The organism is Cellulosimicrobium sp. 4261, assembly GCF_040546915.1.
Lineage (GTDB): Bacteria > Actinomycetota > Actinomycetes > Actinomycetales > Cellulomonadaceae > Cellulosimicrobium > Cellulosimicrobium cinnabarinum.
The window spans coordinates 98,536-122,805 of sequence record NZ_JBEPOQ010000003.1; the positions used below are offsets into that span (position 1 = coordinate 98,536).

At 71.0% G+C, this 24,270-nt stretch carries 18 protein-coding genes and 1 tRNA gene; 16 read left to right on the plus strand and 3 right to left on the minus strand.

Features of this window, described 5'->3' with window-relative positions; genetic code table 11:
• The first annotated feature begins 9 nt into the window (after positions 1-9).
• The 5 genes from ABIE39_RS05005 (at position 10) to rplA (ending at position 2,806) form a co-directional block, all read left to right on the plus strand.
• Positions 10-82, plus strand: a tRNA-Trp gene (locus ABIE39_RS05005).
• A gap of 106 nt (positions 83-188) precedes the next feature.
• Positions 189-470 carry a preprotein translocase subunit SecE gene (gene secE / locus ABIE39_RS05010; RefSeq protein WP_083385244.1) on the plus strand — a complete coding sequence of 94 codons (282 nt, stop codon included), beginning with the start codon at positions 189-191 and terminating at the stop codon, positions 468-470.
• Positions 471-584: 114 nt separating this feature from the next.
• Entirely contained in the window at positions 585-1,442 is an 858-nt protein-coding gene (gene nusG / locus ABIE39_RS05015; protein ID WP_175007836.1) for a transcription termination/antitermination protein NusG, read from the plus strand.
• Positions 1,443-1,538: 96 nt separating this feature from the next.
• Positions 1,539-1,970 (plus strand): 50S ribosomal protein L11, encoded by a 432-nt coding sequence (gene rplK / locus ABIE39_RS05020; protein WP_021482529.1) that lies wholly within the window; start codon positions 1,539-1,541, stop codon positions 1,968-1,970.
• A gap of 119 nt (positions 1,971-2,089) precedes the next feature.
• Positions 2,090-2,806, plus strand: a complete 717-nt coding sequence (gene rplA / locus ABIE39_RS05025; RefSeq protein ID WP_034653773.1) for a 50S ribosomal protein L1 — start codon at positions 2,090-2,092, stop codon at positions 2,804-2,806.
• Between the two features lie 116 nt (positions 2,807-2,922).
• Here the strand turns inward: rplA and ABIE39_RS05030 are convergent, their stop codons facing one another.
• From ABIE39_RS05030 to ABIE39_RS05040, 3 genes are all read right to left on the minus strand, one after another.
• The gene (locus ABIE39_RS05030; protein WP_354050697.1) at positions 2,923-4,230 is read right to left on the minus strand and encodes a glycosyl hydrolase family 18 protein; all 1,308 of its coding nucleotides are present in this window, start codon (positions 4,228-4,230) and stop codon (positions 2,923-2,925) included.
• Positions 4,231-4,439: 209 nt separating this feature from the next.
• On the minus strand, positions 4,440-4,994 hold the full coding sequence (locus tag ABIE39_RS05035; RefSeq protein ID WP_354050699.1) for a hypothetical protein: 555 nt from the start codon (positions 4,992-4,994) through the stop codon (positions 4,440-4,442).
• On the minus strand, positions 4,991-5,398 hold the full coding sequence (locus ABIE39_RS05040) for a DUF4383 domain-containing protein (RefSeq protein ID WP_175007838.1): 408 nt from the start codon (positions 5,396-5,398) through the stop codon (positions 4,991-4,993). Before ABIE39_RS05040 ends, ABIE39_RS05035 begins: the two co-directional genes overlap by 4 nt.
• A gap of 332 nt (positions 5,399-5,730) precedes the next feature.
• Here ABIE39_RS05040 and ABIE39_RS05045 point away from each other — a divergent pair, with 332 nt between their 5' ends.
• The 11 genes from ABIE39_RS05045 to fusA all read left to right on the plus strand — a co-directional run bounded on the left by ABIE39_RS05045 (position 5,731) and on the right by fusA (position 24,239).
• Positions 5,731-6,366, plus strand: a complete 636-nt coding sequence (locus tag ABIE39_RS05045) for an RNA polymerase sigma factor (protein ID WP_167405793.1) — start codon at positions 5,731-5,733, stop codon at positions 6,364-6,366.
• Positions 6,363-6,860, plus strand: coding sequence for a hypothetical protein (locus ABIE39_RS05050; RefSeq protein ID WP_034653625.1), 498 nt, complete (start codon positions 6,363-6,365; stop codon positions 6,858-6,860). Before ABIE39_RS05045 ends, ABIE39_RS05050 begins: the two co-directional genes overlap by 4 nt.
• A 145-nt stretch (positions 6,861-7,005) precedes the next feature.
• Positions 7,006-8,796, plus strand: coding sequence for a S8/S53 family peptidase (locus ABIE39_RS05055; protein ID WP_354050701.1), 1,791 nt, complete (start codon positions 7,006-7,008; stop codon positions 8,794-8,796).
• 11 nt (positions 8,797-8,807) lie between these two features.
• The gene (locus tag ABIE39_RS05060; RefSeq protein ID WP_354050703.1) at positions 8,808-11,378 is read left to right on the plus strand and encodes a CHAT domain-containing protein; all 2,571 of its coding nucleotides are present in this window, start codon (positions 8,808-8,810) and stop codon (positions 11,376-11,378) included.
• A 267-nt stretch (positions 11,379-11,645) separates the two neighbouring features.
• The gene (gene rplJ, locus ABIE39_RS05065; RefSeq protein WP_024840304.1) at positions 11,646-12,176 is read left to right on the plus strand and encodes a 50S ribosomal protein L10; all 531 of its coding nucleotides are present in this window, start codon (positions 11,646-11,648) and stop codon (positions 12,174-12,176) included.
• A gap of 113 nt (positions 12,177-12,289) precedes the next feature.
• Positions 12,290-12,682, plus strand: coding sequence for a 50S ribosomal protein L7/L12 (rplL, locus tag ABIE39_RS05070; protein WP_024840305.1), 393 nt, complete (start codon positions 12,290-12,292; stop codon positions 12,680-12,682).
• A gap of 524 nt (positions 12,683-13,206) precedes the next feature.
• On the plus strand, positions 13,207-16,719 hold the full coding sequence (rpoB, locus tag ABIE39_RS05075; protein WP_175007841.1) for a DNA-directed RNA polymerase subunit beta: 3,513 nt from the start codon (positions 13,207-13,209) through the stop codon (positions 16,717-16,719).
• 116 nt (positions 16,720-16,835) lie between these two features.
• Positions 16,836-20,717 carry a DNA-directed RNA polymerase subunit beta' gene (locus ABIE39_RS05080; protein WP_209827138.1) on the plus strand — a complete coding sequence of 1,294 codons (3,882 nt, stop codon included), beginning with the start codon at positions 16,836-16,838 and terminating at the stop codon, positions 20,715-20,717.
• A gap of 458 nt (positions 20,718-21,175) precedes the next feature.
• On the plus strand, positions 21,176-21,550 hold the full coding sequence (rpsL, locus tag ABIE39_RS05085; RefSeq protein ID WP_021479869.1) for a 30S ribosomal protein S12: 375 nt from the start codon (positions 21,176-21,178) through the stop codon (positions 21,548-21,550).
• Positions 21,550-22,020, plus strand: coding sequence for a 30S ribosomal protein S7 (rpsG, locus tag ABIE39_RS05090; protein ID WP_021479870.1), 471 nt, complete (start codon positions 21,550-21,552; stop codon positions 22,018-22,020). The genes rpsL and rpsG overlap by 1 nt, the downstream gene beginning before the upstream one ends.
• A gap of 116 nt (positions 22,021-22,136) precedes the next feature.
• The gene (fusA, locus tag ABIE39_RS05095) at positions 22,137-24,239 is read left to right on the plus strand and encodes an elongation factor G (RefSeq protein WP_074808892.1); all 2,103 of its coding nucleotides are present in this window, start codon (positions 22,137-22,139) and stop codon (positions 24,237-24,239) included.
• The last annotated feature ends 31 nt before the right edge of the window (positions 24,240-24,270 follow it).

The following is a 24,270-nucleotide window of genomic DNA, read 5'->3' on the forward strand; positions in this document are numbered from 1 at the left end:
TCGGCTCGAAGGGTAGTGGCGCAATTGGTAGCGCAGCGGTCTCCAAAACCGCAGGTTGCAGGTTCGAGTCCTGTCTACCCTGCACGGCGTGGCTCTCGTGGGACCTTCCCGGGATCCGCGCGCGGCCCGGCACCGGGTCGCACCGAGGGTTCGAGCAAGTCCCGTACGTGAGCGATGGGGAAGATCGAGTGAGCGAATCGCCGTCAGAGGCCGTGGGTGCAGGCGGTGCCCGCGCCGACGAGGTGAAGAAGAAGGGCGGTCCGTCCGCGGACAAGAAGCCCAACCTCTTCGCGCGCATCGCCCTGTTCGTGCGCCAGGTGGTGGCCGAGCTCCGCAAGGTCGTGACGCCGACGCGCTCCGAGCTCATCACCTACACGACGGTGGTCCTCGTCTTCGTCGTCGTGGTCATGGCGTTCGTGACCGTCCTCGACCTGGGGATCGGCCAGGCCGTCCGGTGGGTCTTCGGCTAGCGCACGACCTTCCCCGGCCAGGCCGGGTCAGCACGGCAGCCGGCGCCTCTCGGGGCGCCGTCGGCGCTTCCAGAAGAAGTCTTCGAGCAGTTCGTTGAGAAAGCAGGTTCGTTCGTGTCCCAGGAGTCGCTGGACCAGACGGAGAACGTCGACCCGACGCAGCCCGAGGGTGCCCAGGACGACGTCGACGAGACCACGGACGTCCCGGCGGTCGACGGAGCCGACGAGGCCCTCGACGCCGCTGACGAGACCGACGACGACGCGACGGACGGGGCCGACGACGCGACCGCCGACGACGCGACCGCCGACGACGCGGCGGGCGACGACGAGACGGACGAGGTCCGCCCGGCCGACGAGGACGGCGACGTCATCGAGGACCCGGTCGCGGAGTTCAAGCGCACGCTGCGCTCGCAGCCGGGCGACTGGTACGTCATCCACTCCTACGCGGGCTACGAGAACCGTGTGAAGGCCAACCTGGAGAACCGCATCCAGAGCCTGAACATGGAGGACTACATCTTCCAGATCGAGGTCCCCATGGAGGAGGTGGCCGAGATCAAGAACGCGCAGAAGAAGATCGTCCGACGCGTGCGCATCCCCGGCTACGTCCTCGTCCGGATGGACCTCACCGACGAGTCGTGGGGCGCCGTGCGCCACACGCCCGGTGTCACCGGCTTCGTCGGCCACACCCACCAGCCGGTGCCGCTGACGCTCGACGAGGTCTTCTCGATGCTCGCGCCGATGCTCACCCCCGCCCCGGAGGCCGGCAAGCCCGCGCAGGCCGCGGCGAAGGCTCCCGTCGAGGTCGACTTCACGGTCGGCGAGTCGGTCACCGTCACGGACGGCCCGTTCGACACGCTGCCCGCCACGATCTCCGAGATCAACGTCGAGAACCAGAAGCTCAAGGTGCTCGTCTCCATCTTCGGCCGGGAGACCCCGGTCGAGCTGTCGTTCAACCAGGTCGCGAAGATCTGACGCGCGGGCGGCCCGAGCCGCCCCGCGTGAGCGCAGTACTGCAACCGGGTCATCGCCCACGGCGTCGGCCCACGAGAAGAAAGCCAGGGAAGAGTCATGCCTCCCAAGAAGAAGGTCTCCGGCCTCATCAAGCTCCAGATCCAGGCCGGTGCGGCGACGCCCGCGCCGCCGATCGGCCCCGCGCTCGGTCAGCACGGTGTGAACATCATGGAGTTCTGCAAGGCCTACAACGCGGCGACCGAGTCGCAGCGCGGCAACGTCATCCCCGTCGAGATCACGGTCTACGAGGACCGCTCGTTCACCTTCGTGACGAAGACCCCGCCGGCGGCGGAGCTCATCAAGAAGGCCGCGGGCGTCCAGAAGGGCTCGGCGACGCCGCACACCACCAAGGTCGCGAAGATCACCGCCGACCAGGTGCGCGAGATCGCCCAGACCAAGCTCGAGGACCTCAACGCGAACGACCTCGACGCCGCGTCGAAGATCATCGCCGGCACGGCCCGCTCGATGGGTATCACCGTCGAGGGCTGACGAATGACCGAGGCCTGACCTGTGTGACGGCCTCGTCCACGACGTCGCTCCGCACCCCGCGGGCGACGGTGGCAGGGTCCGCGCGGACCCGCTGACCACGACTGCAGAAGGAGAAGCAGATGGCAACGCGCAGCAAGGCGTACCGCAACGCCGAGGAGAAGATCGACCGCGAGCGTCTCTACGCGCCGCTCGAGGCGATCCGTCTCGCCAAGGAGACGTCGACCGTGAAGTACGACGCGACCGTCGAGGTCGCGTTCCGCCTCGGTGTCGACCCGCGCAAGGCGGACCAGATGGTCCGTGGCACGGTCAACCTCCCGCACGGCACGGGCAAGACCGCCCGCGTCATCGTCTTCGCGAACGCGGCGAAGGCGGAGGAGGCCCGTGCGGCCGGTGCCGACGAGGTCGGCGGCGACGACCTCATCGAGAAGGTCGCCGGTGGGTACACCGACTTCGACGCCGCTGTGGCGACGCCGGACCTCATGGGCAAGGTCGGTCGTCTGGGCAAGGTGCTGGGCCCCCGCGGTCTCATGCCGAACCCGAAGACCGGCACCGTGACGATGGACGTGGCGAAGGCCGTGTCCGACATCAAGGGCGGCAAGATCGAGTTCCGTGTCGACAAGCACGGCAACCTGCACTTCATCATCGGCAAGGTCTCGTTCGACGAGAAGGCGCTCGTGGAGAACTACGCGGCGGCCCTCGAAGAGGTCCTGCGTCTCAAGCCGTCGTCCTCGAAGGGCCGGTACATCACCAAGGCCACGCTGACGACGACGATGGGCCCCGGCATCCCGCTGGACCAGTCCAAGACGACGAAGCTGCTCGAGGACGACGCCGCCTGACGGCTGTCCTCCCCGCGGACGGTCCTCCGTCCGCACCACGTACGACGGCGCGGCACCCGACCAGGGTGCCGCGCCGTCGTCGTCTCAGCAGGTCGCCCGAGGGCGTGCCGACCGGGTCAGCAGGCGCCGAGGTCCTTCCAGACGCCCCACTGCCCGCTCTGGGCGGGGTTCTCGTTGGTGGTCCACCACTTGGCCTCGTAGGTGCGGCCCTGGTACGAGACGCGGGCGCCCCCGGTGTAGACGGCGGAGGCCGACCACGCGGTCGCGGTGCAGGTGCCGGGGTTGGTGGGGTTGGTGGGGTTGGTCGGGTTCGTGGGGTTCGTGGGGTTCGTGGGGTTGGTCGGCTCGGTGGGCGTGGTCGGCCCGCTCGCGAGACGGCCGCCGATCACGGACGCGACCTGGTAGCCGTTGGTCTTGTCCCAGTTGATCGACCAGGTCATGACGCCGCCGATCTTGCCGTACGGCTTCGCCGGCTTGAAGGCGCCGCACCCGGTGCCGACCTCGAGGCAGTCGACGGCCTTGACGACGTTCGCGAGCGGCTGGTAGCCGCCGCCAGCTGCGCGCGGCACGGCCGGGACGCCGATGCCGACCTGGTCGGGGCGCAGGCCCATCTCGAGCTGGATGCAGGTGAGCGCGGTGAGGAAGTCGACCGTGCCCTGCGAGTAGACCTGCTGGTTGCAGCCCATCATCGAGCCCGAGTTGTAGTACTGGGTGTTGACGATCGTGAGGATGTCCTTGATCGCGAGGGTCAGCTGGTAGTACCCCATGCTCGTCGCCTGGTAGTCGATCGTCTGCGGCGCCATGGTGAGGATCAGGCTCGGACCGACCTTCGCCGCGAGCTGGTGGAGGGCGCTCGACATGTACGTGGCGTTGATGCCGTGCTCGAGGTCGATGTCGACGCCGTCGAACCCGTACTTCTGCATGAGGGCGTACGTGGTGTCGGCGAAGTTCTTCGCCTCGGTCGCGTTCGAGACGATGACGTTCCCCTTCTCGCCGCCCACGGAGATCACGACCTTGCGGCCCTGCGCCCGGATGGCCGCGACGTCGGCCGTGAACTGGGCCTCGGTGTAGCCGCCGAGCTCCGCGCTCGCGAGGTTGAACGTGATGCCGCCGGGGGTGCCGGCGAGGTTGTCCGCGAACGCGACGGCGACGAGGTTGTAGGCCTGGGGGATCTCGGACAGGCGCATCGTCACGGAGCCGTTGTCGAAGTTGTGCCAGTAGCCGGTGAGCCACTGCGTGCTGCCCGACGGCGCGGCGGCGCTCAGGGGAGCGGCGGCCGGTGCCGTGGTCGGTGCCGCGGCGGTCGCGGGGGCGGCGGCGAGCGCGCCGCCCGCGACGACGGTCGCCGCGGCGACCGCGGACGCGAGGGCGCGCAGCGCGCGCCCGGTGAGGCCGCGCGTGCGGCCGGTGAGGACTGTTCTCACGGAGGTGCTCCTCGTGCTCGGGCGGGGCGCGTCGTCGCGCCTCGCCGGTCCGCACCCGCGGTGTGGGTGCAGGGGTCGTTCCCGACGCTAGGCCTGGTGCCCGCCGTGCGGCATGAGGGATTCCCCGGAACTTCACGACCGTGGGTTACGGGAGAACGCGTACCCGCCAGGGGCGCCACGGCGGGTCCCCGGCCCCGCCGTCGGCGCGCTCACGGCTGGTCGAGGGAGCCACCGGCGTGCCCTGGGCCGTGACCCGGCAGGTCCCCCAGGGCGGGCAGGTGCGACCCGTGCGGCACGGCGCGCTGCGCGGCGTCGGTCCCGCCGAGGCCGAACGTCGCGACGGCGGCGACCACGACGGACACCGAGAACAGCGCGACGAGCCGCGCCCCGGCGCGCGCCGGCGGGCCGTCGGCGGGGACGCGCGCCGGGCGGGCGAGGACGCACGCCGTCGCGACCCGCAGGGCAGCCGCTGCGGTCGCACCCGCCGAGAGCGGCACGCCGGACGTGACGGGCACGACCACCCCGGCGACGGTCGCGACGAGGAGCAGGGCGATCCCGACGCGCGGCACCGCCGTCGGGCGCCCGGGCCGCGGCCCGCGGGCGAGGAGCACGAGCGCGGCGGAGAGCTCCGCGGCACCGGTGGCCAGCGCGAGCAGGCCCGCCGGCGCCGGGAACGCGCCCCGGACCAGCCCGAGGTCGACGATCCCGGCACCGAGCAGCGCGAGCGCGGCGCCGGCGCGCCGGGTGGGGACGGGGGCGGTCATGCCGTGACGGTGCGGCCCGCGTCCTCGCGGTCCGCGGCGAGCCCGACGCCGAGGAGCAGCAGCGCGCTGGCGAGGTGCAGCACGTTGTCGGCACCGTTGAGCGCGATGATGTTGGCGCCGGTGTCGACGAGGAACAGCCCCACCACGCCGACGAGGAGGTACACCGCGCCGATCGCGACGTTCGTGCCGCGCGCTGCCCGGACGCTGCGCGACGCGAGCAGGAGCGCTGCGCCGATGCCGAGGTGGACGATGTTGTGCAGGGGGTTCACCTCGAACAGCAGGAGGTCGCGGCCCTCGGTGGCGGCGAAGCCGACTCCCGACGTCACGACGAAGCCGGCGAGGCCGACCAGCAGGTAGACGGCGCCGAAGACGGCCGCGAGGAGGCGGTTCGGGGACGAGGTCATGGTGGTCTCCGCTCTGTGGTCGCGCGGGCTGTCCGCGCGTCGACCCTGGTTCGGAGCGGTGCGTGGCCCGGACGGGTCGCCCGGGACAGAACACGCGTGGACGGGATGTATCAGACGGGCGGTCCGCCCCTCTCGTCCGGGTGGAGGAGCGCCGACCAGACGCTCCCGCCCGTGTGCCGGAGGGACGAGATGGGACGCAACCGCACGAGCCGGGAGGGGTGTGACCAGTGACGATGGTTGTCGACCCCACCGGCCCGGCCGTAGAATCAGGCGCTTCCGGGGACCCCCCGCTGATGCCTGACCGGACGAGTGTGCCGAGGACAGTGCGCCCCATGACCAGAACGACCGACGAGGTGGCCGACACCGGCGAACCGGGCCTCAGCCTGGGGGACCGGGGCGCGTTCGCGCTCCTGGAGTATCGCGACGGCCGTCCGGAGGCTCTCGGGGACTTCGTCCGCGAGGCGTCGCCCCTCCTGTGGCACACGGTGCGCGCGCAAGGCGTGGAGCGCGAGCAGGCCGACGACATCGTCCAGACGGTGTGGGTCGCGCTCGTGCGCAACGCCATGACCATCAAGGAGCCGCACGCCGTCCTGAAGTGGCTGCTCATCACGGCCAAGCGCGCGGCCTGGGAGGCCGTGCGCAAGCACCGCGACGAGGCCCGACGGCGCACCGAGCTCCCGGACGACACCGACGAGGGCATCCCCGAGCTCCCGTCGGGCGACCCGACGCCGGACGTCGAGGTGCTCCGCAACGAACGTGACCGCTCCCTCTGGGCCGCGCTCGACCGGCTGCCGGAACGCTGCCGCCGGCTCCTGCACCTCGTGTCGCTCGCCGACCGTCCGGACTACAAGGCCATCTCGGCCGCCATCGGCATGCCCGTCGGGAGCATCGGCTCCACGCGGGGCCGCTGCCTCGCCAAGCTGCGCGACATCATCGACGACCAGGGGGAACCGTGGGAAGCATCATGAGCACCGAGCCGACGCACAGCCCCGACGAGCCGCTCGACGCCGTCGACCTCGCCCTCCTGGCCGACCTCGCGCGGATCGCGGAGGAGATCGACCCCGTCCCCGACGGCCTCGTCGAGCGGTCGCTCTTCGCGATCACGCTCGCCGGGCTCGAGGCCGAGGTCATGGAGCTGGAGTACGTCCAGGCCCCCGCGACGTCCGTGCGCGGCGACGCGCCGCCCGTCGAGGCGCGCACGATCACGTTCACGTCCGAGTCCGTCACGGTGATGATCTCGCTGTCCCCGACGGACGACGGCCGCATCCGCATCGACGGCTGGGCGGCGCCGGCGACAGCGCTGCGCGTCGAGCTCCACCGCCCCGGCGTGGTGAGCGAGACGACGAGCGACGACGACGGCCGCTTCGTCTTCGAGGCCGTCGACCGCGGCCCGGCGAGCCTCGTGGTCCGCCGCGCCGACGGCGCCGGCGGCGCCGTGAGCACGCCGGTCGTCGAGCTCTAGCGCCCGGGGGGCCGCGGGCGACGCCCGCGGCCCACCGACCGCACCACCACCAGCAACCCTTCCCCGCGCAGCGGTGCGCGGGCGGCCGCCCGTCGACGACGACGCGTGCGGCACCGGACGAACGTCATCTCCCGAGGAGGAGCACGTGAGCGAGACCCCTGAACCCCCCGTCGGAGCCGCAGACCTCGGTTTCTTCGGCGACCGGCCGAGCCGGCTCCAGTGGCGCACCCGCACGATCGACCCGGTCGCCGCGCAGCGTCGCGCCGGGCAGCAGTCCCCGCACCCCACCTGGTACGTGGGCGACCGCATCCTCATCCCCGAGTCGCCGTTCGACCGTGAGGGGAACCGCTCGCTGCGGTGGCTCGAACGCGCGGCCGAGCGTCTCGGGCTCCGCGTGGAGGTGCAGCAGGAGAGCATCGAAGACGCCGAGCTGGTGCGCGAGGCCGACCTCGACCCGGAGACGACGACCGACCTGCTCCGCACGTTCGGCTACTCCGTGCGCCTGCGCTACCGCGACGACGAGCAGGGGCAGCTTCCCGACGCCTGGCACCTCGTCGAGGAGCTGCGCGGACGGCTGTGCCCGGACGACCGGCACAGCCCGCGGCTCGCGCTCGACCACATGGTCGCGCCGACCCCGTTCATCGGCGGCCAGCCGTACACGCAGCCGTTCCCGTACACGCAGCCGCACCCGTACACCCAGCCGCACCCCTACACGCAGCCGCACCCGTACACCCAGCCGCACCCCTACACGCAGCCGCACCCCTTCGCGGGCACCGCGGAGTACTCCCTGCCGGGCTCGGGCGGCCGCACGCCCGTGAGCTGGATCGGCCCCGTGCCGCGCCGCGCGCTGCCCGCGGGGGAGACGCCGTGGATCGCGGGCGACGGCGTCCGTCGCCCCGTCGTCGCCGTGCTCGACACCGGTGTCGGCGAGCACCCGTGGTTCGACGACGACCTCGAGACGCGCGGGACGATCGTCGTGCGCGACCCCGAGCTGCTCGGTCAGCCGCTGTCGACCCTGCCGCCGACGGAGTACCCGTACGAGGACCCGGAGATCGGCGGCGTCTCCGTCTCGCCCCTGACGGGTCCGCTCGACCCGGTCGCGGGCCACGGGACCTTCATCGCGGGCCTCGTGCACCAGCTGTGCCCGGACGCCGTCATCCTCGCCCCGCGCCTCTACGGCGGGTCGGGCATCGTGCCGGAGCGCGACCTGCTGCGGACCCTGCGTCGCGTGCTCCTGTGGCACGTGCTCGGCCTGGCCGGGCGCGACGGCTACGCGCCGATCGACGTCCTCGTGCTCTCGCTCGGCTACTACCACGAGCGCCCGGAGGACGCGGACTTCGACGCCCCGTTCGGGGCGCTGATCCGCGCCCTGCGCCGGTACGGCGTCGTCGTCGTCGTGTCGTCGGGCAACGACGGCCAGACGCGCCCGACCTACCCCGCGGCGTTCGCTCCGCGGATCAACCGGAAGACGGAGCCCCCTGTCCCGCTGGAGGGGGTGACGCTGCTCCTCGAGGAGCCGCCGGTCCTCACGGTCGGCGCGGAGAACCCCGACGGGACGGTCTCGCTCTTCAGCAACGACGGCCCGTGGATCACGTGCACCCGCCCGGGCGCGGCGCTCGTGTCGACGATCCCGCGCACGATCGACGGCGCCGTCGCGCCCTCGCGTCACGTCCCGGAGCTCTGGGGACCGGGCTTCCGCGCCACGATCGACCCCGAGGGTTTCCAGGGCGGTTTCGCGACGTGGAGCGGGACGTCGTTCGCGGCGCCCGTCCTCGCGGGCGAGCTCGCAGCGTCCCTGCTCGAGCGGATCGGCGACGACCCGACGGACCCGGGCGTCCTGGAGCCCGGCCAGGGCGCGCCGGACCGCTGCGCCTGGCTGTGGCCGTCCATTACCCTGGCGACGGGTCTGGTCCCGACCCCGGGTGACGACGCATGAGGTGATGAGCGGTGGTGCGCAGCAGCCGGGAGGTGCTCGAGGCCCGGCTGGCTGCTGCGCAGGCCGTGAACGCCCGCGGCCAGCACCGCCGCGCGAGCCGCGCGTTCGCGCAGATCGTCCACGACGTCGATGCCGCCGGCGAGGGCGCGAGCCGGGACGACGCCTACCTCGCGGCGCGCGCGCTGCTGGGGCTCGCGCTCGCGGAGTTCGAGCTGACGGGGGACGTGGACGGCGCGTACGAACGGCTCGCCGAGGTCGAGGCGCGCGGCACCGCGCTGGCCATGCGCGACCTCGCCCTCGTCGTGCGGTCCCAGCGCGGGCTCCTGCGGCTGCGGACCGGCGACGTCTCGGCCGCGCTGGACGAGATGGAGACGGCGGCCGAGGTCATCGACGACGCACGCCCCCTCGACGCCGCCGTCCTGCTGCTCAACCTCGGGTCGCTGCGCCTCGAGCTGGGTGACGCCGAGAGGGCGAGCCGCGACCTCGACGACGCCGTCCGCCGGGCCACCGCGCTCGGGGACGAGCTCCTCGTCTCCAAGGCACGGCACAACCTCGGGTACGCCGAGTACCTGCGTGGCGACCTCCCGGTCGCCCTGCGCGCCATGGACGAGGCCGCGGCGCAGGCACCGGACCGGCACGCGGCCGTCGGGCTCATCGACCGCGCGCAGGTGCTGCTCGACGCCGGGCTGCTGACCGAGGCCGACGAGGCGCTGAGCGAGGCGCGCGAGCACCTCTCCCGCTACCGCATGCTGCGCGACCTCGCGGAGGTCGAGCTGGTCCGGTCGCGCGTCGTGCTCGGCCTGCGGCGGTACGCCGAGGCGCGACGGCTCGCCCGCTCGGCGTCGCGCCGGTTCGACCGCCTCGGGAACACGCCGTGGATGCTGCGCGCTCGCGTCGCGGAGCTCCAGGCGGCTCTCACCGAGCACCGGGCGACGCCGGTCGGCCCGGCGCGCGCCCGTCGCCACGCGACCTGGGCGCTCGACCTCGCGCGCGACGGCGAGTCGCTGGATGGCCTCGCCGGGCTCGGGGTCACGGTCCCCGCGCGGCTGCTCGCCGTCGAGTGGCTCGTGTCCGCGGGCGACGTGCGCGGGGCGCAGGAGGTCCTCCGGGCGGTGCCCCCGCGCCTCGGCCGCGCACCGCTGCCCGTCCGGCTCCAGCACGAGGCGGTCCTCGCGCAGCTCGCGTTCGTGGCGGGGGACCGGCGTGCCGGCGTCCGCGCCGTGCGGCGCGGCCAGGCGGCGCTCGCGGACCACCGCGCGCGGCTCGGGTCCGTGGACGCCGTGACGGCGTCCGCGGTGCACGGGGTGCGCCTCGGCAACGTCGACGTCGAGGCGGCGCTGCGCACCCGGCGTCCCGGCACGATCTTCGACGCCGTCGAGCGCGGCCGCGCGGCGTTCGCCGGGACGGGCCGCGTGCGCCCGCCCACCGACCCGGTCCTCGCGGACCTCCTCGCCTCGGCGCGGCGCGAGGTCGAGGCCGCCCGCGCGCTGGGGGCGCCCTCGGACGCGGCCAGCCTCGCGCGCCGGCAGGACCACCTGCAGGCGGCGCGGCGCCTCCAGGACGACGCGCGGCGACGCTCCTGGCAGCACGGCGGTGGGGCCGCGGCCCCGGTCCCCGCGTCGGAGCGGCGGCTGCGCGCCACGCTGGCCGACGCCGGCTCCGACGCCGTCGTGGCCGACCTCATGCTCGACGGCGACGACGTGCTCGCCGTCCGCCTCAGCGCGGAGGGCTCCCGGCTCGTGCGCCTCGCGTCGCGTGCGGCGGTCGCCGAGCAGGTGCGCCGTGCGCGCGCCGACTTCGCGGTCCTGTCGAACGTGCTCATCCCGGTCCCCATGCGCGAGGCCGCGGTCGGCTCGCTGTCCCGGACGCTGGCCGCGCTCGACGACGCGCTCGTCGCCCCGCTCGAGGCGGACGGCGACCTCCACGTCGCGGCGCGCGACCTGCTCCTCGCGCTGCCCTGGGCCTCGTTGCCCTCGCGGCGCGGGCTGCGCACGTGGGCGAACTCGTGGGTGGACCTGCGCGTCGGCGAGCCGGTGCGCCGCGCGGACGAGGCGCTCGTCGTCGCCGGGCCCGGCCTGCGCTTCTCCGGCGCCGAGGCGAAGCTCGTCGCGTCCGTCTGGGAAGGGGCGGAGGCGCTCGCGGGGGAGGAGGCGACGTGCGAGGCCGTGGTCGACGGGCTGCGCACCGCGGGGGTCGTGCACCTGGCCGCGCACGGGACGCACGAGACCGACAACCCGTTGTTCTCGTCGCTGCGCCTCGCCGACGGCCCGCTGTTCGCGCACGAGCTCGACGGGACCGACCTGCACGGCGTGGTCGTCGTGCTGTCGGCGTGCGAGGTGGGGCTGTCGACGCCGCGGATCGGCGGCGAGTCGCTCGGCCTGACGAGCGTCCTGCTGCGGCTCGGTGCCCGTGCGGTGATCGCGAGCGTGGCCCCGCTGCGCGACGACGTCGCGGCGCGCGTCATGCCGTCGCTCCACGCCGAGCTGCGCGACGGCGCGATGCCGGGGACGGCGCTCGCCCGGGCCGTGGCCGACGAGCCCGAGCCGGTGCCGCTGGTCTGCTTCGGTCCGCTGGCGCTCTGACGGCACGGGCCGCGGTTTGGAGCACCCGCCGTCGTCCCGTACGATGAGCGTGTACCCAAGACCGCCGGTCGTCCGACGCTGCCCGCAGACTCCGTCTGCAGGACGCGACGGACCGAAGTCCCACCCACGAGGTGGAGGCCAGCGCAGGTAGCGAATCGACGACGTCCGCCCGGCCCCGCCGCGCGTGCGACTGCGAGCCCCGCGCCTGCGCGGGGCTCTTCTCGTTCCGGGACGGACGCCGGTGGTACCACCACCGGAAGGATTGCCATGGCGAGGCCGGACAAGGCAGCCGCAGTCGCCGAGATCTCGGAGAAGTTCCGCGACTCGAACGCTGCCGTGCTGACCGAGTACCGCGGGCTCACCGTCGCGCAGCTCAAGCAGCTGCGTCGGTCGCTCAGCGGCAACGCAACCTACGCCGTGGTGAAGAACACGCTGACCGCCATCGCGGCCAAGGAGGCCGGTGTCGAGGGACTCGACGCCGACCTGCAGGGTCCTTCGGCCATCGCCTTCGTCACCGGGGACCCGGTCGAGGCAGCCAAGGGTCTGCGTGACTTCGCCAAGGCGAACCCCGCGCTGGTCATCAAGGGCGGTGTCCTCGACGGGCGCCCCCTGACCGCTGCGGAGGTCACGAAGCTCGCGGACCTCGAGTCCCGCGAGGTCCTGCTGGCCAAGGCGGCCGGCGCGATGAAGGCCAAGCTCTTCCAGGCTGCCTACGTCTTCACCGCGAACACCGCCCAGGCCGCCCGCGTCATCGATGCCCTGCGTCAGAAGCAGGAATCGGAGGGCGCTGCCGCCTGATCCCGTGACCGGGCCCGCCCGGTCTCGCGATCGACGCAGCGCAAGCACAACACCCCGCTTCTGGCAGGCCCGCACCGGGCCGCTGCCGAGCACCGACCGAAAGGAACGCCATCATGGCGAAGCTCAGCACCGACGAGCTCATCGAGCAGTTCAAGGGCCTCACCCTCATCGAGCTCAACGAGTTCGTGAAGGCCTTCGAGGAGACCTTCGAGGTCACCGCCGCCGCCCCCGCCGCCGTCGCGGTGGCCGCCCCCGCGGGTGGCGCCGGTGGCGACGCCCCGGCCGAGGAGGAGAAGGACGAGTTCGACGTCATCCTCGAGGCTGCCGGCGACAAGAAGATCCAGGTCATCAAGGAGGTGCGCGCGCTCACGTCCCTCGGCCTGAAGGAGGCCAAGGACCTCGTGGACGGTGCCCCGAAGCCGGTCCTGGAGGGCGCGAACAAGGAGACGGCCGAGAAGGCGAAGGCTGCCCTCGAGGGCGCCGGCGCCACGGTCACCCTCAAGTGATCGCACCGGTCCCGTCCTGACGGGACCGGTCGCACGCCGCACGAGGCCCGCACCCCGCCCGGGGTGCGGGCCTCGTCGTCGTCCGGGCCGGTCGGGTCCCGGGCCGGCGGCCTTCCGAGCGGCCCGGAGGCTCCCGGGCACCCCGCGGCGCCGTCGGGTCGGCGCACCGGCTTCACGGAACGGCCACGAGTGTGCCACCATGTGCGGGTCGACGACGCAGGACAGCGAGGTCGACAGCAGCAGGTTCGAGGCCCGCACGGCGGGCCGGAGGGCGGGCGACGAGGCCCGTGCGAGTACCGGCGAGGCGCCCAGCGCCCAGGCCGGGCGGGGGAGTGTGCCCCGGGGTTGTGTAGCGACGCCTTCTTGGGGTATGCTCACGCTTTGCGCTGTCCTGTGCCCCCGATCTCATATACCCCCGACCCCCTCGCCGACGTACGTGCGCGTCCGCGAGGTGTCGTGGCGGCGGTGATCGTGTCCAGCCCGGCCGGTGCAGCGTTCTTTCGATCTGCAGGGAAGGACCCCTCTTGGCTGCCTCGCGCACCCCTTCTGCTCCGTCCGCCGACGCCATCGCGAACCGCACCGCATCGCGTCGCCTCTCCTTCGCCAAGATCTTCGAGCCGCTCGAGGTCCCCGACCTGCTGGGCCTCCAGACCGAGAGCTTCGACTGGCTGCTCGGCAACGAGGCGTGGCAGGCGCGCGTCGCCGCCGCGGCCGAGGCCGGGCGCCAGGACGTGCCCTCGACGTCGGGCCTCGAGGAGATCTTCGAGGAGATCTCCCCGATCGAGGACTTCGGGTCCTCGATGTCGCTGTCGTTCTCCAACCACCGCTTCGAGCCGCCGAAGTACACGGCCGACGAGTGCAAGGAGAAGGACTTCACGTACGCCGCGCCGCTGTTCGTCACCGCGGAGTTCGTCAACTACAACACCGGTGAGATCAAGAGCCAGACGGTCTTCATGGGCGACTTCCCGCTCATGACCGAGCGCGGCACGTTCATCATCAACGGCACCGAGCGCGTCGTCGTCTCGCAGCTCGTCCGCTCGCCCGGCGTCTACTTCGAGCGCGCTGCCGACAAGACGAGCGACAAGGACATCTTCTCCGCGAAGATCATCCCGTCGCGCGGTGCCTGGCTCGAGTTCGAGATCGACAAGCGCGACGCCGTCGGCGTGCGCGTCGACCGCAAGCGCAAGCAGTCCGTGACCGTGCTGCTCAAGGCGCTCGGCCTCACGGAGTCCGAGATCCGCGAGCAGTTCGCGGACTTCCCGTCCGTGCTCGACACGCTCGAGAAGGACCACGTCCACACGCAGGACGAGGCGCTCGTCGACCTCTACCGCAAGATCCGCCCGGGCGAGCCGCCGACGGTCGAGGCCGGCCGCGCGCTCCTCGAGAACTTCTACTTCAACCCGAAGCGCTACGACCTCGCCAAGGTCGGCCGCTACAAGGCGAACAAGAAGCTCGGCATCGACGCGCCGCTCAGCGACTCCACGCTGTCGGTCTCGGACGTCGTCGCGACGATCAAGTACCTCGCGGCGCTGCACGCGGACCACGCGAGCATCCCGGGCACGCGCAACGGTGAGGCCGTCGAGGTGCGCGTCGAGACGGACGACATCGACCACTTCGGCAACCGCCGCATCCGCGCCGTCGGCGAGCTCATCCAGAACCAGGTCCGCACGGGCCTGTCCCGGATGGAGCGCGTCGTGCGCGAGCGCATGACGACGCAGGACGTCGAGGCGATCACGCCGCAGACGCTCATCAACATCCGCCCGGTCGTGGCGTCCATCCGCGAGTTCTTCGGCACGTCGCAGCTCTCGCAGTTCATGGACCAGAACAACCCGCTCGCGGGCCTGACGCACAAGCGTCGTCTCTCGGCCCTCGGCCCGGGTGGTCTCTCGCGCGACCGCGCCGGCATGGAGGTCCGTGACGTCCACCCGTCGCACTACGGCCGCATGTGCCCGATCGAGACCCCTGAGGGTCCGAACATCGGTCTGATCGGCTCGCTCGCGTCGTACGGGCGCATCAACCCGTTCGGCTTCATCGAGACGCCGTACCGCAAGGTGACCGCGGGCAAGGTGACCGACGAGGTCGTCTACCTCACGGCCGACGACGAGGACCGCCACGTCATCGCGCAGGCGAACCAGACGCTCAACGCCGACGGCTCCTTCGCGGACGAGCGCGTGCTCGTGCGCACCAAGGGCGGCGAGGTCGAGATCGTCCCCGGCGCGCAGGTCGACTACATGGACGTCTCGCCGCGCCAGATGGTCTCGGTCGCGACGGCGCTCATCCCGTTCCTCGAGCACGACGACGCGAACCGCGCCCTCATGGGTGCGAACATGCAGCGCCAGGCCGTGCCGCTGGTCCGCTCCGAGGCCCCGCTCGTCGGGACCGGCATGGAGTGGCGCGCGGCCGTCGACGCGGGCGACGTCGTCGTCGCGACGAAGCCCGGTGTCGTCACCGAGGTCTCGGCCGACCTCGTGCTCGTCGCGAACGACGACGGCACGACCGGCAGCTACCGCATCGCGAAGTTCCGCCGCTCGAACCAGGGCACGAGCTACAACCAGCGCGTGCTCGTCGACGAGGGTCAGCGCGTCGAGCCCGGCTCCGTCCTCGCGGACGGCCCGGCGACCGACGAGGGCGAGCTCGCGCTCGGCCGCAACCTCCTCGTGGCGTTCATGTCCTGGGAGGGCCACAACTACGAGGACGCGATCATCCTCAGCCAGCGTCTCGTGCAGGACGACGTGCTCTCCTCGATCCACATCGAGGAGCACGAGGTCGACGCGCGCGACACCAAGCTCGGCCCCGAGGAGATCACGCGGGACATCCCGAACGTCTCCGAGGACGTCCTCGCGGACCTCGACGAGCGCGGCATCATCCGCATCGGTGCCGAGGTCGGCGCGGGCGACGTCCTGGTCGGCAAGGTCACGCCGAAGGGCGAGACCGAGCTGACCCCGGAGGAGCGCCTCCTGCGCGCGATCTTCGGCGAGAAGGCGCGCGAGGTGCGCGACACGTCGCTCAAGGTGCCTCACGGCGAGTCCGGCACGGTCATCGGCGTGCGCGAGTTCAACCGCGAGGACGGCGACGAGCTGCCCGCGGGCGTGAACCAGCTCGTGCGCGTCTACATCGCGCAGCGCCGCAAGATCACGGACGGCGACAAGCTCGCCGGCCGTCACGGCAACAAGGGCGTCATCTCCAAGATCCTGCCCGTCGAGGACATGCCGTTCCTCGAGGACGGGACGCCGGTCGACGTCGTCCTCAACCCGCTGGGCGTCCCCGGCCGTATGAACGTGGGCCAGGTCCTCGAGACGCACCTCGGGTGGGTCGCGAAGCAGGGCTGGGACATCACGCTCGCCGAGGGCAAGGACCTCTCCTGGAAGGAGAACGTCCCCGAGATCGCCGCGACGTCCGAGCCGGGCCGTCCCGTCGCCACCCCGGTGTTCGACGGCGTCCACGAGGACGCGCTCACGGGCCTGCTCTCGACGACGATCCCGAACCGCGACGGCGACCGCATGGTCGGCGCCGACGGCAAGGCGCGCCTCTTCGACGGCCGCTCCGGCGAGCCGTTCCCCGAGGCCGTGTCGGTGGGCTACATGTACATCCTCAAGCTCCACCACCTGGTCGACGACAAGATCCACGCGCGCTCGACCGGCCCGTACTCGATGATCACCCAGCAGCCGCTCGGTGGTAAGGCGCAGTTCGGCGGCCAGCGCTTCGGCGAGATGGAGGTGTGGGCCCTCGAGGCGTACGGCGCGGCCTACACGCTGCAGGAGCTCCTCACGATCAAGTCGGACGACGTGCCCGGTCGCGTCAAGGTCTACGAGGCGATCGTCAAGGGCGAGAACATCCCCGACTCGGGCATCCCGGAGTCCTTCAAGGTCCTCCTCAAGGAGATGCAGTCGCTGTGCCTGAACGTCGAGGTGCTCTCGAGCGACGGCGTGTCCATCGAGATGCGGGAGTCGGACGACGACGTGTACCGCGCAGCCGAAGAGCTCGGCATCGACCTGTCGCGCCGCCCCAACGCGGCGTCCAGCGTCGACGAGATCTGATCTCGGGCAGGTGGGAGCGGGTCACCCCGCTCCCACCGACGACCCCCACACCAACCGTCTTTTTGGCGTCGGGGCCGGCCACGGCCGGTCCCGGCAGGCGAAGGAAGTAGGACAACTTGCTCGACGTCAACGTCTTCGACGAGCTGCGTATCGGCCTGGCCACGGCCGACGACATCCGTGCGTGGTCGCACGGTGAGGTGAAGAAGCCCGAGACCATCAACTACCGCACCCTCAAGCCCGAGAAGGACGGACTCTTCTGCGAGAAGATCTTCGGCCCGACCCGGGACTGGGAGTGCTACTGCGGCAAGTACAAGCGCGTGCGCTTCAAGGGCATCATCTGCGAGCGCTGCGGCGTCGAGGTGACGCGCTCGAAGGTGCGTCGTGAGCGCATGGGCCACATCGAGCTCGCCGCGCCGGTCACGCACATCTGGTTCTTCAAGGGCGTGCCCTCGCGCCTCGGCTACCTGCTCGACCTCGCGCCGAAGGACCTCGAGAAGGTCATCTACTTCGCGGCGTACATGATCACCTCGGTCGACGAGGAGGGCCGCCAGGAGGACCTCCCGAACCTCCAGAACGAGATCGACCTGGAGAAGAAGGAGATCGCGGACGCCCGCGACAACGACATCAACTCCCGCGCCCAGAAGCTCGAGGCCGACCTGGCCGAGCTCGAGGCCGAGGGTGCCAAGGCCGACGCGCGCCGCAAGGTCCGCGACTCGGCCGAGCGCGAGATGGCGCAGATCCGCAAGCGCGCCGACGCCCAGCTCGACCGTCTCGAGCAGGTGTGGGACCGCTTCAAGAACCTCAAGGTCGCCGACCTCGAGGGCGACGAGATGCTGTACCGCGCCCTCCAGGACCGCTACGGCACCTACTTCGAGGGCTCGATGGGCGCCGCGGCGATCCAGAAGCGTCTCCAGGACTTCGACCTGGAGGCGGAGGCCGAGTCCCTGCGCGAGACCATCCGCTCGGGCAAGGGCCAGCGCAAGACGCGTGCCCTCAAGCGCCTCAAGGTCGTCAACGCGTTCCTCACCACGACCAACTCGCCCACGGGCATGGTGCTCGACGCCGTCCCGGTCATCCCGCCGGACCTGCGCCCGATGGTGCAGCTCGACGGTGGCCGCTTCGCGACGAGCGACCTCAACGACCTGTACCGCCGCGTGATCAACCGGAACAACCGCCTCAAGCGTCTGCTCGACCTGGGTGCGCCGGAGATCATCGTCAACAACGAGAAGCGGATGCTCCAGGAGGCCGTCGACTCGCTGTTCGACAACGGCCGCCGTGGTCGTCCGGTCACCGGCCCGGGCAACCGCCCGCTCAAGTCCATCTCGGACATGCTCAAGGGCAAGCAGGGTCGTTTCCGTCAGAACCTGCTCGGCAAGCGCGTCGACTACTCGGGCCGTTCGGTCATCGTCGTCGGCCCGCAGCTCAAGCTGCACCAGTGCGGCCTGCCGAAGCAGATGGCGCTCGAGCTGTTCAAGCCGTTCGTCATGAAGCGCCTCGTCGACCTCAACCACGCGCAGAACATCAAGAGCGCGAAGCGCATGGTCGAGCGTGCCCGCCCGGTCGTGTGGGACGTGCTCGAAGAGGTCATCACCGAGCACCCCGTGCTGCTCAACCGTGCACCGACGCTGCACCGCCTGGGCATCCAGGCGTTCGAGCCGCAGCTCGTCGAGGGCAAGGCGATCCACCTGCACCCGCTCGTCTGCGCCGCGTTCAACGCGGACTTCGACGGCGACCAGATGGCCGTCCACCTGCCCCTGAGCGCCGAGGCGCAGGCCGAGGCCCGCATCCTCATGCTCTCGAGCAACAACATCCTCAAGCCGTCGGACGGCCGTCCGGTGACCATGCCCTCGCAGGACATGATCATCGGTCTGTACCACCTGACGAGCGACCGCGACGGCGCCGAGGGCGAGGGTCGTGCGTTCGGCTCGGTGGCCGAGGCGATCATGGCGTTCGACCAGGGCACCCTGGACCTCAACGCCCGGGTGAAGATCCGCACGACGGACCTCGTCCCGCCGGTCTCCGGCTTCGAGGCTCCCGAGGGCTGGGAGGAGGGTCAGCCGATCCTCTTCGACACCACGCTCGGTCGCGCGCTGTTCAACGAGACGCTCCCCGTCGACTACCCGTACGTGAACTCGGTCGTCGACAAGAAGCGCCTCTCGGCGATCGTCAACGAGCTCGCGGAGCGCTACCCGAAGGTCGAGGTCGCGGCGTCGCTCGACGCGCTGAAGGCCGCCGGCTTCCGCTGGGCGACCCGCTCGGGCGTCACGATCGCGATCTCCGACGTGGCGACGCCCAAGGAGAAGGCCGTCATCCTCGAGCAGCACGAGGAGCGCGCGCTCAAGGTCCAGCAGCAGTACGACCGTGGTCTCATCACGGACGACGAGCGCCGTCAGGAGCTCATCGAGATCTGGACCCAGGCGACGGACAAGGTCGCGTCGGTCATGCGCGAGAACCTCGAGGCGAACGACCGCAACACCGTGTACCGCATGGTCGGTTCGGGTGCCCGTGGTAACTGGATGCAGGTCCGTCAGATCGCCGGTATGCGCGGTCTCGTGGCGAACCCGAAGGGCGAGATCATCCCGCGCCCGATCAAGTCCAACTACCGCGAGGGCCTGTCCGTCCTCGAGTACTTCATCGCGACGCACGGCGCCCGCAAGGGTCTGGCGGACACCGCGCTGCGGACCGCCGACTCGGGCTACCTCACGCGTCGTCTCGTGGACGTGTCGCAGGACGTCATCGTCCGCGAGGAGGACTGCGGCACCGAGCGCGGCCTGACGCTGCCGATCGCCGAGGAGCTCGCGGGCAAGCTCGTGCGCCACCCGAAGGTGGAGACGAGCGTCTACTCGCGCACCCTCGCGGCCGACCTGGTCGACCCCGACGGCAACGTCGTCGGCAAGGCCGGCGACGACGCGGGCGACGTCCTCATCGACGCCGCGGTCACCGCGGGCGTCCGTGAGGCCAAGGTCCGCTCGGTCCTCACGTGCGAGTCGCGCGTCGGCACGTGCGCCAAGTGCTACGGGCGGTCGCTCGCCACGGGCAAGCTCGTCGACATCGGCGAGGCGGTCGGCATCATCGCTGCCCAGTCGATCGGTGAGCCGGGCACGCAGCTGACGATGCGTACCTTCCACACCGGTGGTGTCGCCTCCGCGGACGACATCACGCAGGGTCTGCCGCGTGTCACGGAGCTCTTCGAGGCCCGCACCCCCAAGGGTGAGGCGCCCATCGCGGAGTTCTCGGGCCGCATCGCGATCGACGACTCGGAGCGCTCGCGCCGTCTGGTGCTCACGCCGGACGACGGCTCGGAGGAGATCGCCTACCCGGTGACCAAGCGTGCCCGCCTGCTCGTGCAGGACGGCGACCACGTGAACGTCGGCACGCAGCTCGTCCAGGGTGCGGTGGACCCGAAGAAGGTCCTGCGCATCCTCGGCCCGCGCGCCACGCAGAAGCACCTGGTGGACGAGGTCCAGGAGGTCTACCGCTCGCAGGGCGTGGACATCCACGACAAGCACATCGAGGTCATCGTTCGGCAGATGCTGCGTCGCGTGACCGTGCTCGACTCGGGCGACTCGCACCTCCTGCCGGGCGAGCTCGCCGAGCGCGGCCGCTTCGAGGACGCGAACCGTCGCGCGGTGGCGGAGGGTGGCCAGCCGGCCTCCGGCCGTCCCGAGCTGATGGGCATCACGAAGGCGTCGCTCGCGACGGACTCGTGGCTCTCGGCCGCGTCGTTCCAGGAGACGACGCGCGTGCTCACCGAGGCGTCGATGAGCGGTCGTCGTGACCCGCTCCTCGGCCTCAAGGAGAACGTCATCATCGGTAAGCTCATCCCGGCCGGTACCGGTCTTCCGCGGTACACCAAGGTCCAGGTCGAGCCGACCGAGCAGGCGAAGACGGAGCTCTACCCGAGCTTCGGCTACGACGAGATCGACTTCCCGGCGCTCGGCATGGGCTCCGGCGAGGCGATCCCGCTCGAGGACCTGGACTTCGGCGACTACCGCTGACGTCCCCCGACGGGTGCCCGTCGGCCCGCCGCACCTCGTGTGCGGCGGCCGGCGGGCACCCGTCGTCGTCCCTCCTGCGGGACGACGACGCAGCCCGGGGGAGCGTCCGCGGTCGCGACCTGCTCCTTTGACTCCTTGCCGGGTGGCAGGTAACCTGGTAAACCGTGCCCGCGCCGTCGGGCCCTCCGTGATGTCCCTGGCGGGACGGTGCGGGCGAGAGATCGTCGCACACCGCCGCGTGGCGGTCTCCGGACGGGCCGATGTGAGTGCCCGGGCACTCCGGATCCCGGTCCTGGTGGCGCCGTCGCGCCCACGGTCGGGAGACGGACCATCGAGCCGGTGGTAGGTGGCTGCTGCAGCGTCTCTCGCGCTGCGGGTGCCTCGTGCGATCGGCTCCAGCAGCCAGCACGACCACCATCGGGGATAGCCCCGGTAGCTCGAGAAGACACGGAGACGTAGTGCCTACGATCCAGCAGCTCGTCCGCAAGGGGCGGACCTCGAAGGTGGGGAAGTCCAAGACTCCCGCCCTCAAGGGCTCCCCGCAGCGGCGCGGTGTGTGCACGCGCGTGTACACCACCACCCCGAAGAAGCCGAACTCCGCGCTGCGCAAGGTCGCTCGCGTGAAGCTCTCCTCCCAGGTCGAGGTCACGGCCTACATCCCCGGCGTCGGCCACAACCTCCAGGAGCACTCCATCGTGCTCGTGCGCGGCGGTCGTGTGAAGGACCTCCCGGGTGTGCGCTACAAGATCGTGCGCGGCGCGCTCGACACGCAGGGCGTGAAGAACCGCAAGCAGGCCCGCAGCCGCTACGGCGCCAAGAAGGAGAAGAGCTGATGCCTCGCAAGGGCCCGGCCCCGAAGCGGCCGCTCATCGTCGACCCGGTCTACGGGTCTCCCGTCGTCACGCAGCTCATCAACAAGGTGCTGCTCGACGGCAAGAAGTCCACCGCCGAGTCGATCGTCTACGGCGCCCTCGAGGGCGTCCGGGCGAAGACGGACGGCGACCCGGTCGTGGTGCTCAAGCGCGCGCTCGAGAACGTCCGCCCGGCGCTCGAGGTCCGCTCGCGCCGCGTCGGTGGTGCGACCTACCAGGTCCCGGTCGAGGTGCGCCCCGCGCGTGCGACGACCCTCGCGCTGCGCTGGCTCACGGACTACTCGCGCGCCCGTCGCGAGAAGACCATGACGGAGCGCCTCATGAACGAGATCCTCGACGCGAGCAACGGCCTCGGCGCCGCGGTCAAGCGCCGTGAGGACATGCACAAGATGGCGGAGTCCAACAAGGCCTTCGCCCACTACCGCTGGTAGTCCGCACGACGGGCCCCGGGGACCGGAGCGTCCCCGGGGCCGTCGGCGGGTCGAGGCCGGTCACCCCGGTCCGAGCAGCGCCCCCGACTCAACCCATCTAACGAGGGAAGCAGACCGTGGCACTTGACGTGCTGACCGACCTGAGCAAGGTCCGCAACATCGGCATCATGGCCCACATCGATGCCGGGAAGACCACGACCACCGAGCGCATCCTGTTCTACACGGGTGTGAACTACAAGCTCGGCGAGACGCACGACGGCGCGTCCACGACCGACTGGATGGAGCAGGAGAAGGAGCGCGGCATCACGATCACGTCCGCCGCCGTCTCGTGCTACTGGAACAAGAACCAGATCAACATCATCGACACGCCCGGCCACGTCGACTTCACGGTCGAGGTCGAGCGCTCCCTGCGCGTCCTCGACGGCGCCGTCGCCGTCTTCGACGGCAAGGAGGGTGTCGAGCCGCAGTCGGAGACGGTGTGGCGCCAGGCGGACAAGTACAACGTCCCCCGCATCTGCTTCGTCAACAAGATGGACAAGCTCGGCGCGGACTTCTACTTCACCGTCGACACGATCATCAACCGCCTCAAGGCGAAGCCGCTGGTCATCCAGCTCCCGATCGGTGCCGAGAGCGAGTTCACCGGCGTCGTCGACCTGCTCGAGATGAAGGCGCTCGTCTGGCACGGGGAGACCCAGCTCGGCGAGGCGTACGACACCGAGGAGATCCCCGCGGACCTGGTCGAGAAGGCCCAGCAGTACCGCAGCGAGCTCGTCGAGGCCGTCGCCGAGGCCGACGAGGAGCTGCTCGAGAAGTACCTCGGTGGCGAGGAGCTGACGATCGCCGAGCTCAAGGCCGGCATCCGCAAGCTCGTCATCGCGGGCGAGGCGTTCCCGGTCCTGTGCGGCTCCGCGTTCAAGAACAAGGGCGTCCAGCCCATGCTCGACGCGGTCATCGACTACCTGCCGTCGCCCCTCGACGTGCCGGCGATCGACGGTCACGACCCGAAGGACGAGGAGAAGGTCATCCAGCGTCACCCCGACGCCTCGGAGCCGTTCTCCGCGCTCGCCTTCAAGGTCGCGGCGCACCCGTTCTTCGGCAAGCTCACCTACGTCCGCGTGTACTCCGGTCGTGTCGAGCCCGGCCAGCAGGTCGCGAACTCGACCAAGGGCAAGAAGGAGCGCGTCGGCAAGATCTTCCAGATGCACTCCAACAAGGAGAACCCGGTCGACGAGGCGAGCGCCGGTCACATCTACGCGGTCATCGGCCTCAAGGACACCACGACCGGTGACACGCTGAGCGACATGGCGAACCCGGTGATCCTCGAGTCGATGAGCTTCCCCGAGCCCGTCATCGACGTCGCGATCGAGCCGAAGACGAAGGCCGACCAGGAGAAGCTCTCCACGGCGATCCAGAAGCTCGCCGAGGAGGACCCGACCTTCCGCGTGAAGCTGGACGACGAGACCGGCCAGACCGTCATCGGCGGCATGGGCGAGCTCCACCTCGACATCCTCGTCGACCGCATGCGTCGCGAGTTCAAGGTCGAGGCGAACGTCGGCAAGCCGCAGGTCGCGTACCGCGAGACGATCCGCCGCAAGGCCGAGAAGATCGAGTACACGCACAAGAAGCAGACCGGTGGGTCCGGGCAGTTCGCGAAGGTCCAGGTGACCTTCGAGCCGCTCGACACGTCCGAGGGCGAGCTCTACGAGTTCTCCAACGCGGTCACCGGTGGTCGCATCCCGCGCGAGTACATCCCCAGCGTCGACGCCGGCATCCAGTCCGCGATGGAGCTCGGCGTGCTCGCCGGCTTCCCGCTGGTCGGGGTGAAGGCGATCCTGCTCGACGGCGCCTACCACGAGGTCGACTCCTCGGAGATGGCGTTCAAGATCGCCGGCTCGATGGTCCTCAAGGAGGGCGTCAAGCGGGCGGACCCGGTTCTGCTGGAGCCGGTGATGGCGGTCGAGGTGCGTACGCCCGAGGAGTACATGGGCGACGTCATCGGCGACCTGAACTCACGTCGTGGAATGATCCAGTCCATGGAGGACGCGACGGGTGTGAAGGTCGTCCGGGCCCACGTACCGTTGTCAGAGATGTTCGGGTACATCGGTGACCTCCGGTCCAAGACCCAGGGTCGTGCGGTGTACTCGATGCAGTTCGACAACTACGCCGAGGTTCCTCGGAACGTTGCCGAAGAGATCATCAAGAAGACCCGGGGCGAGTGAGTCCCCACAGGTCGAAGACCCGCACAACCAT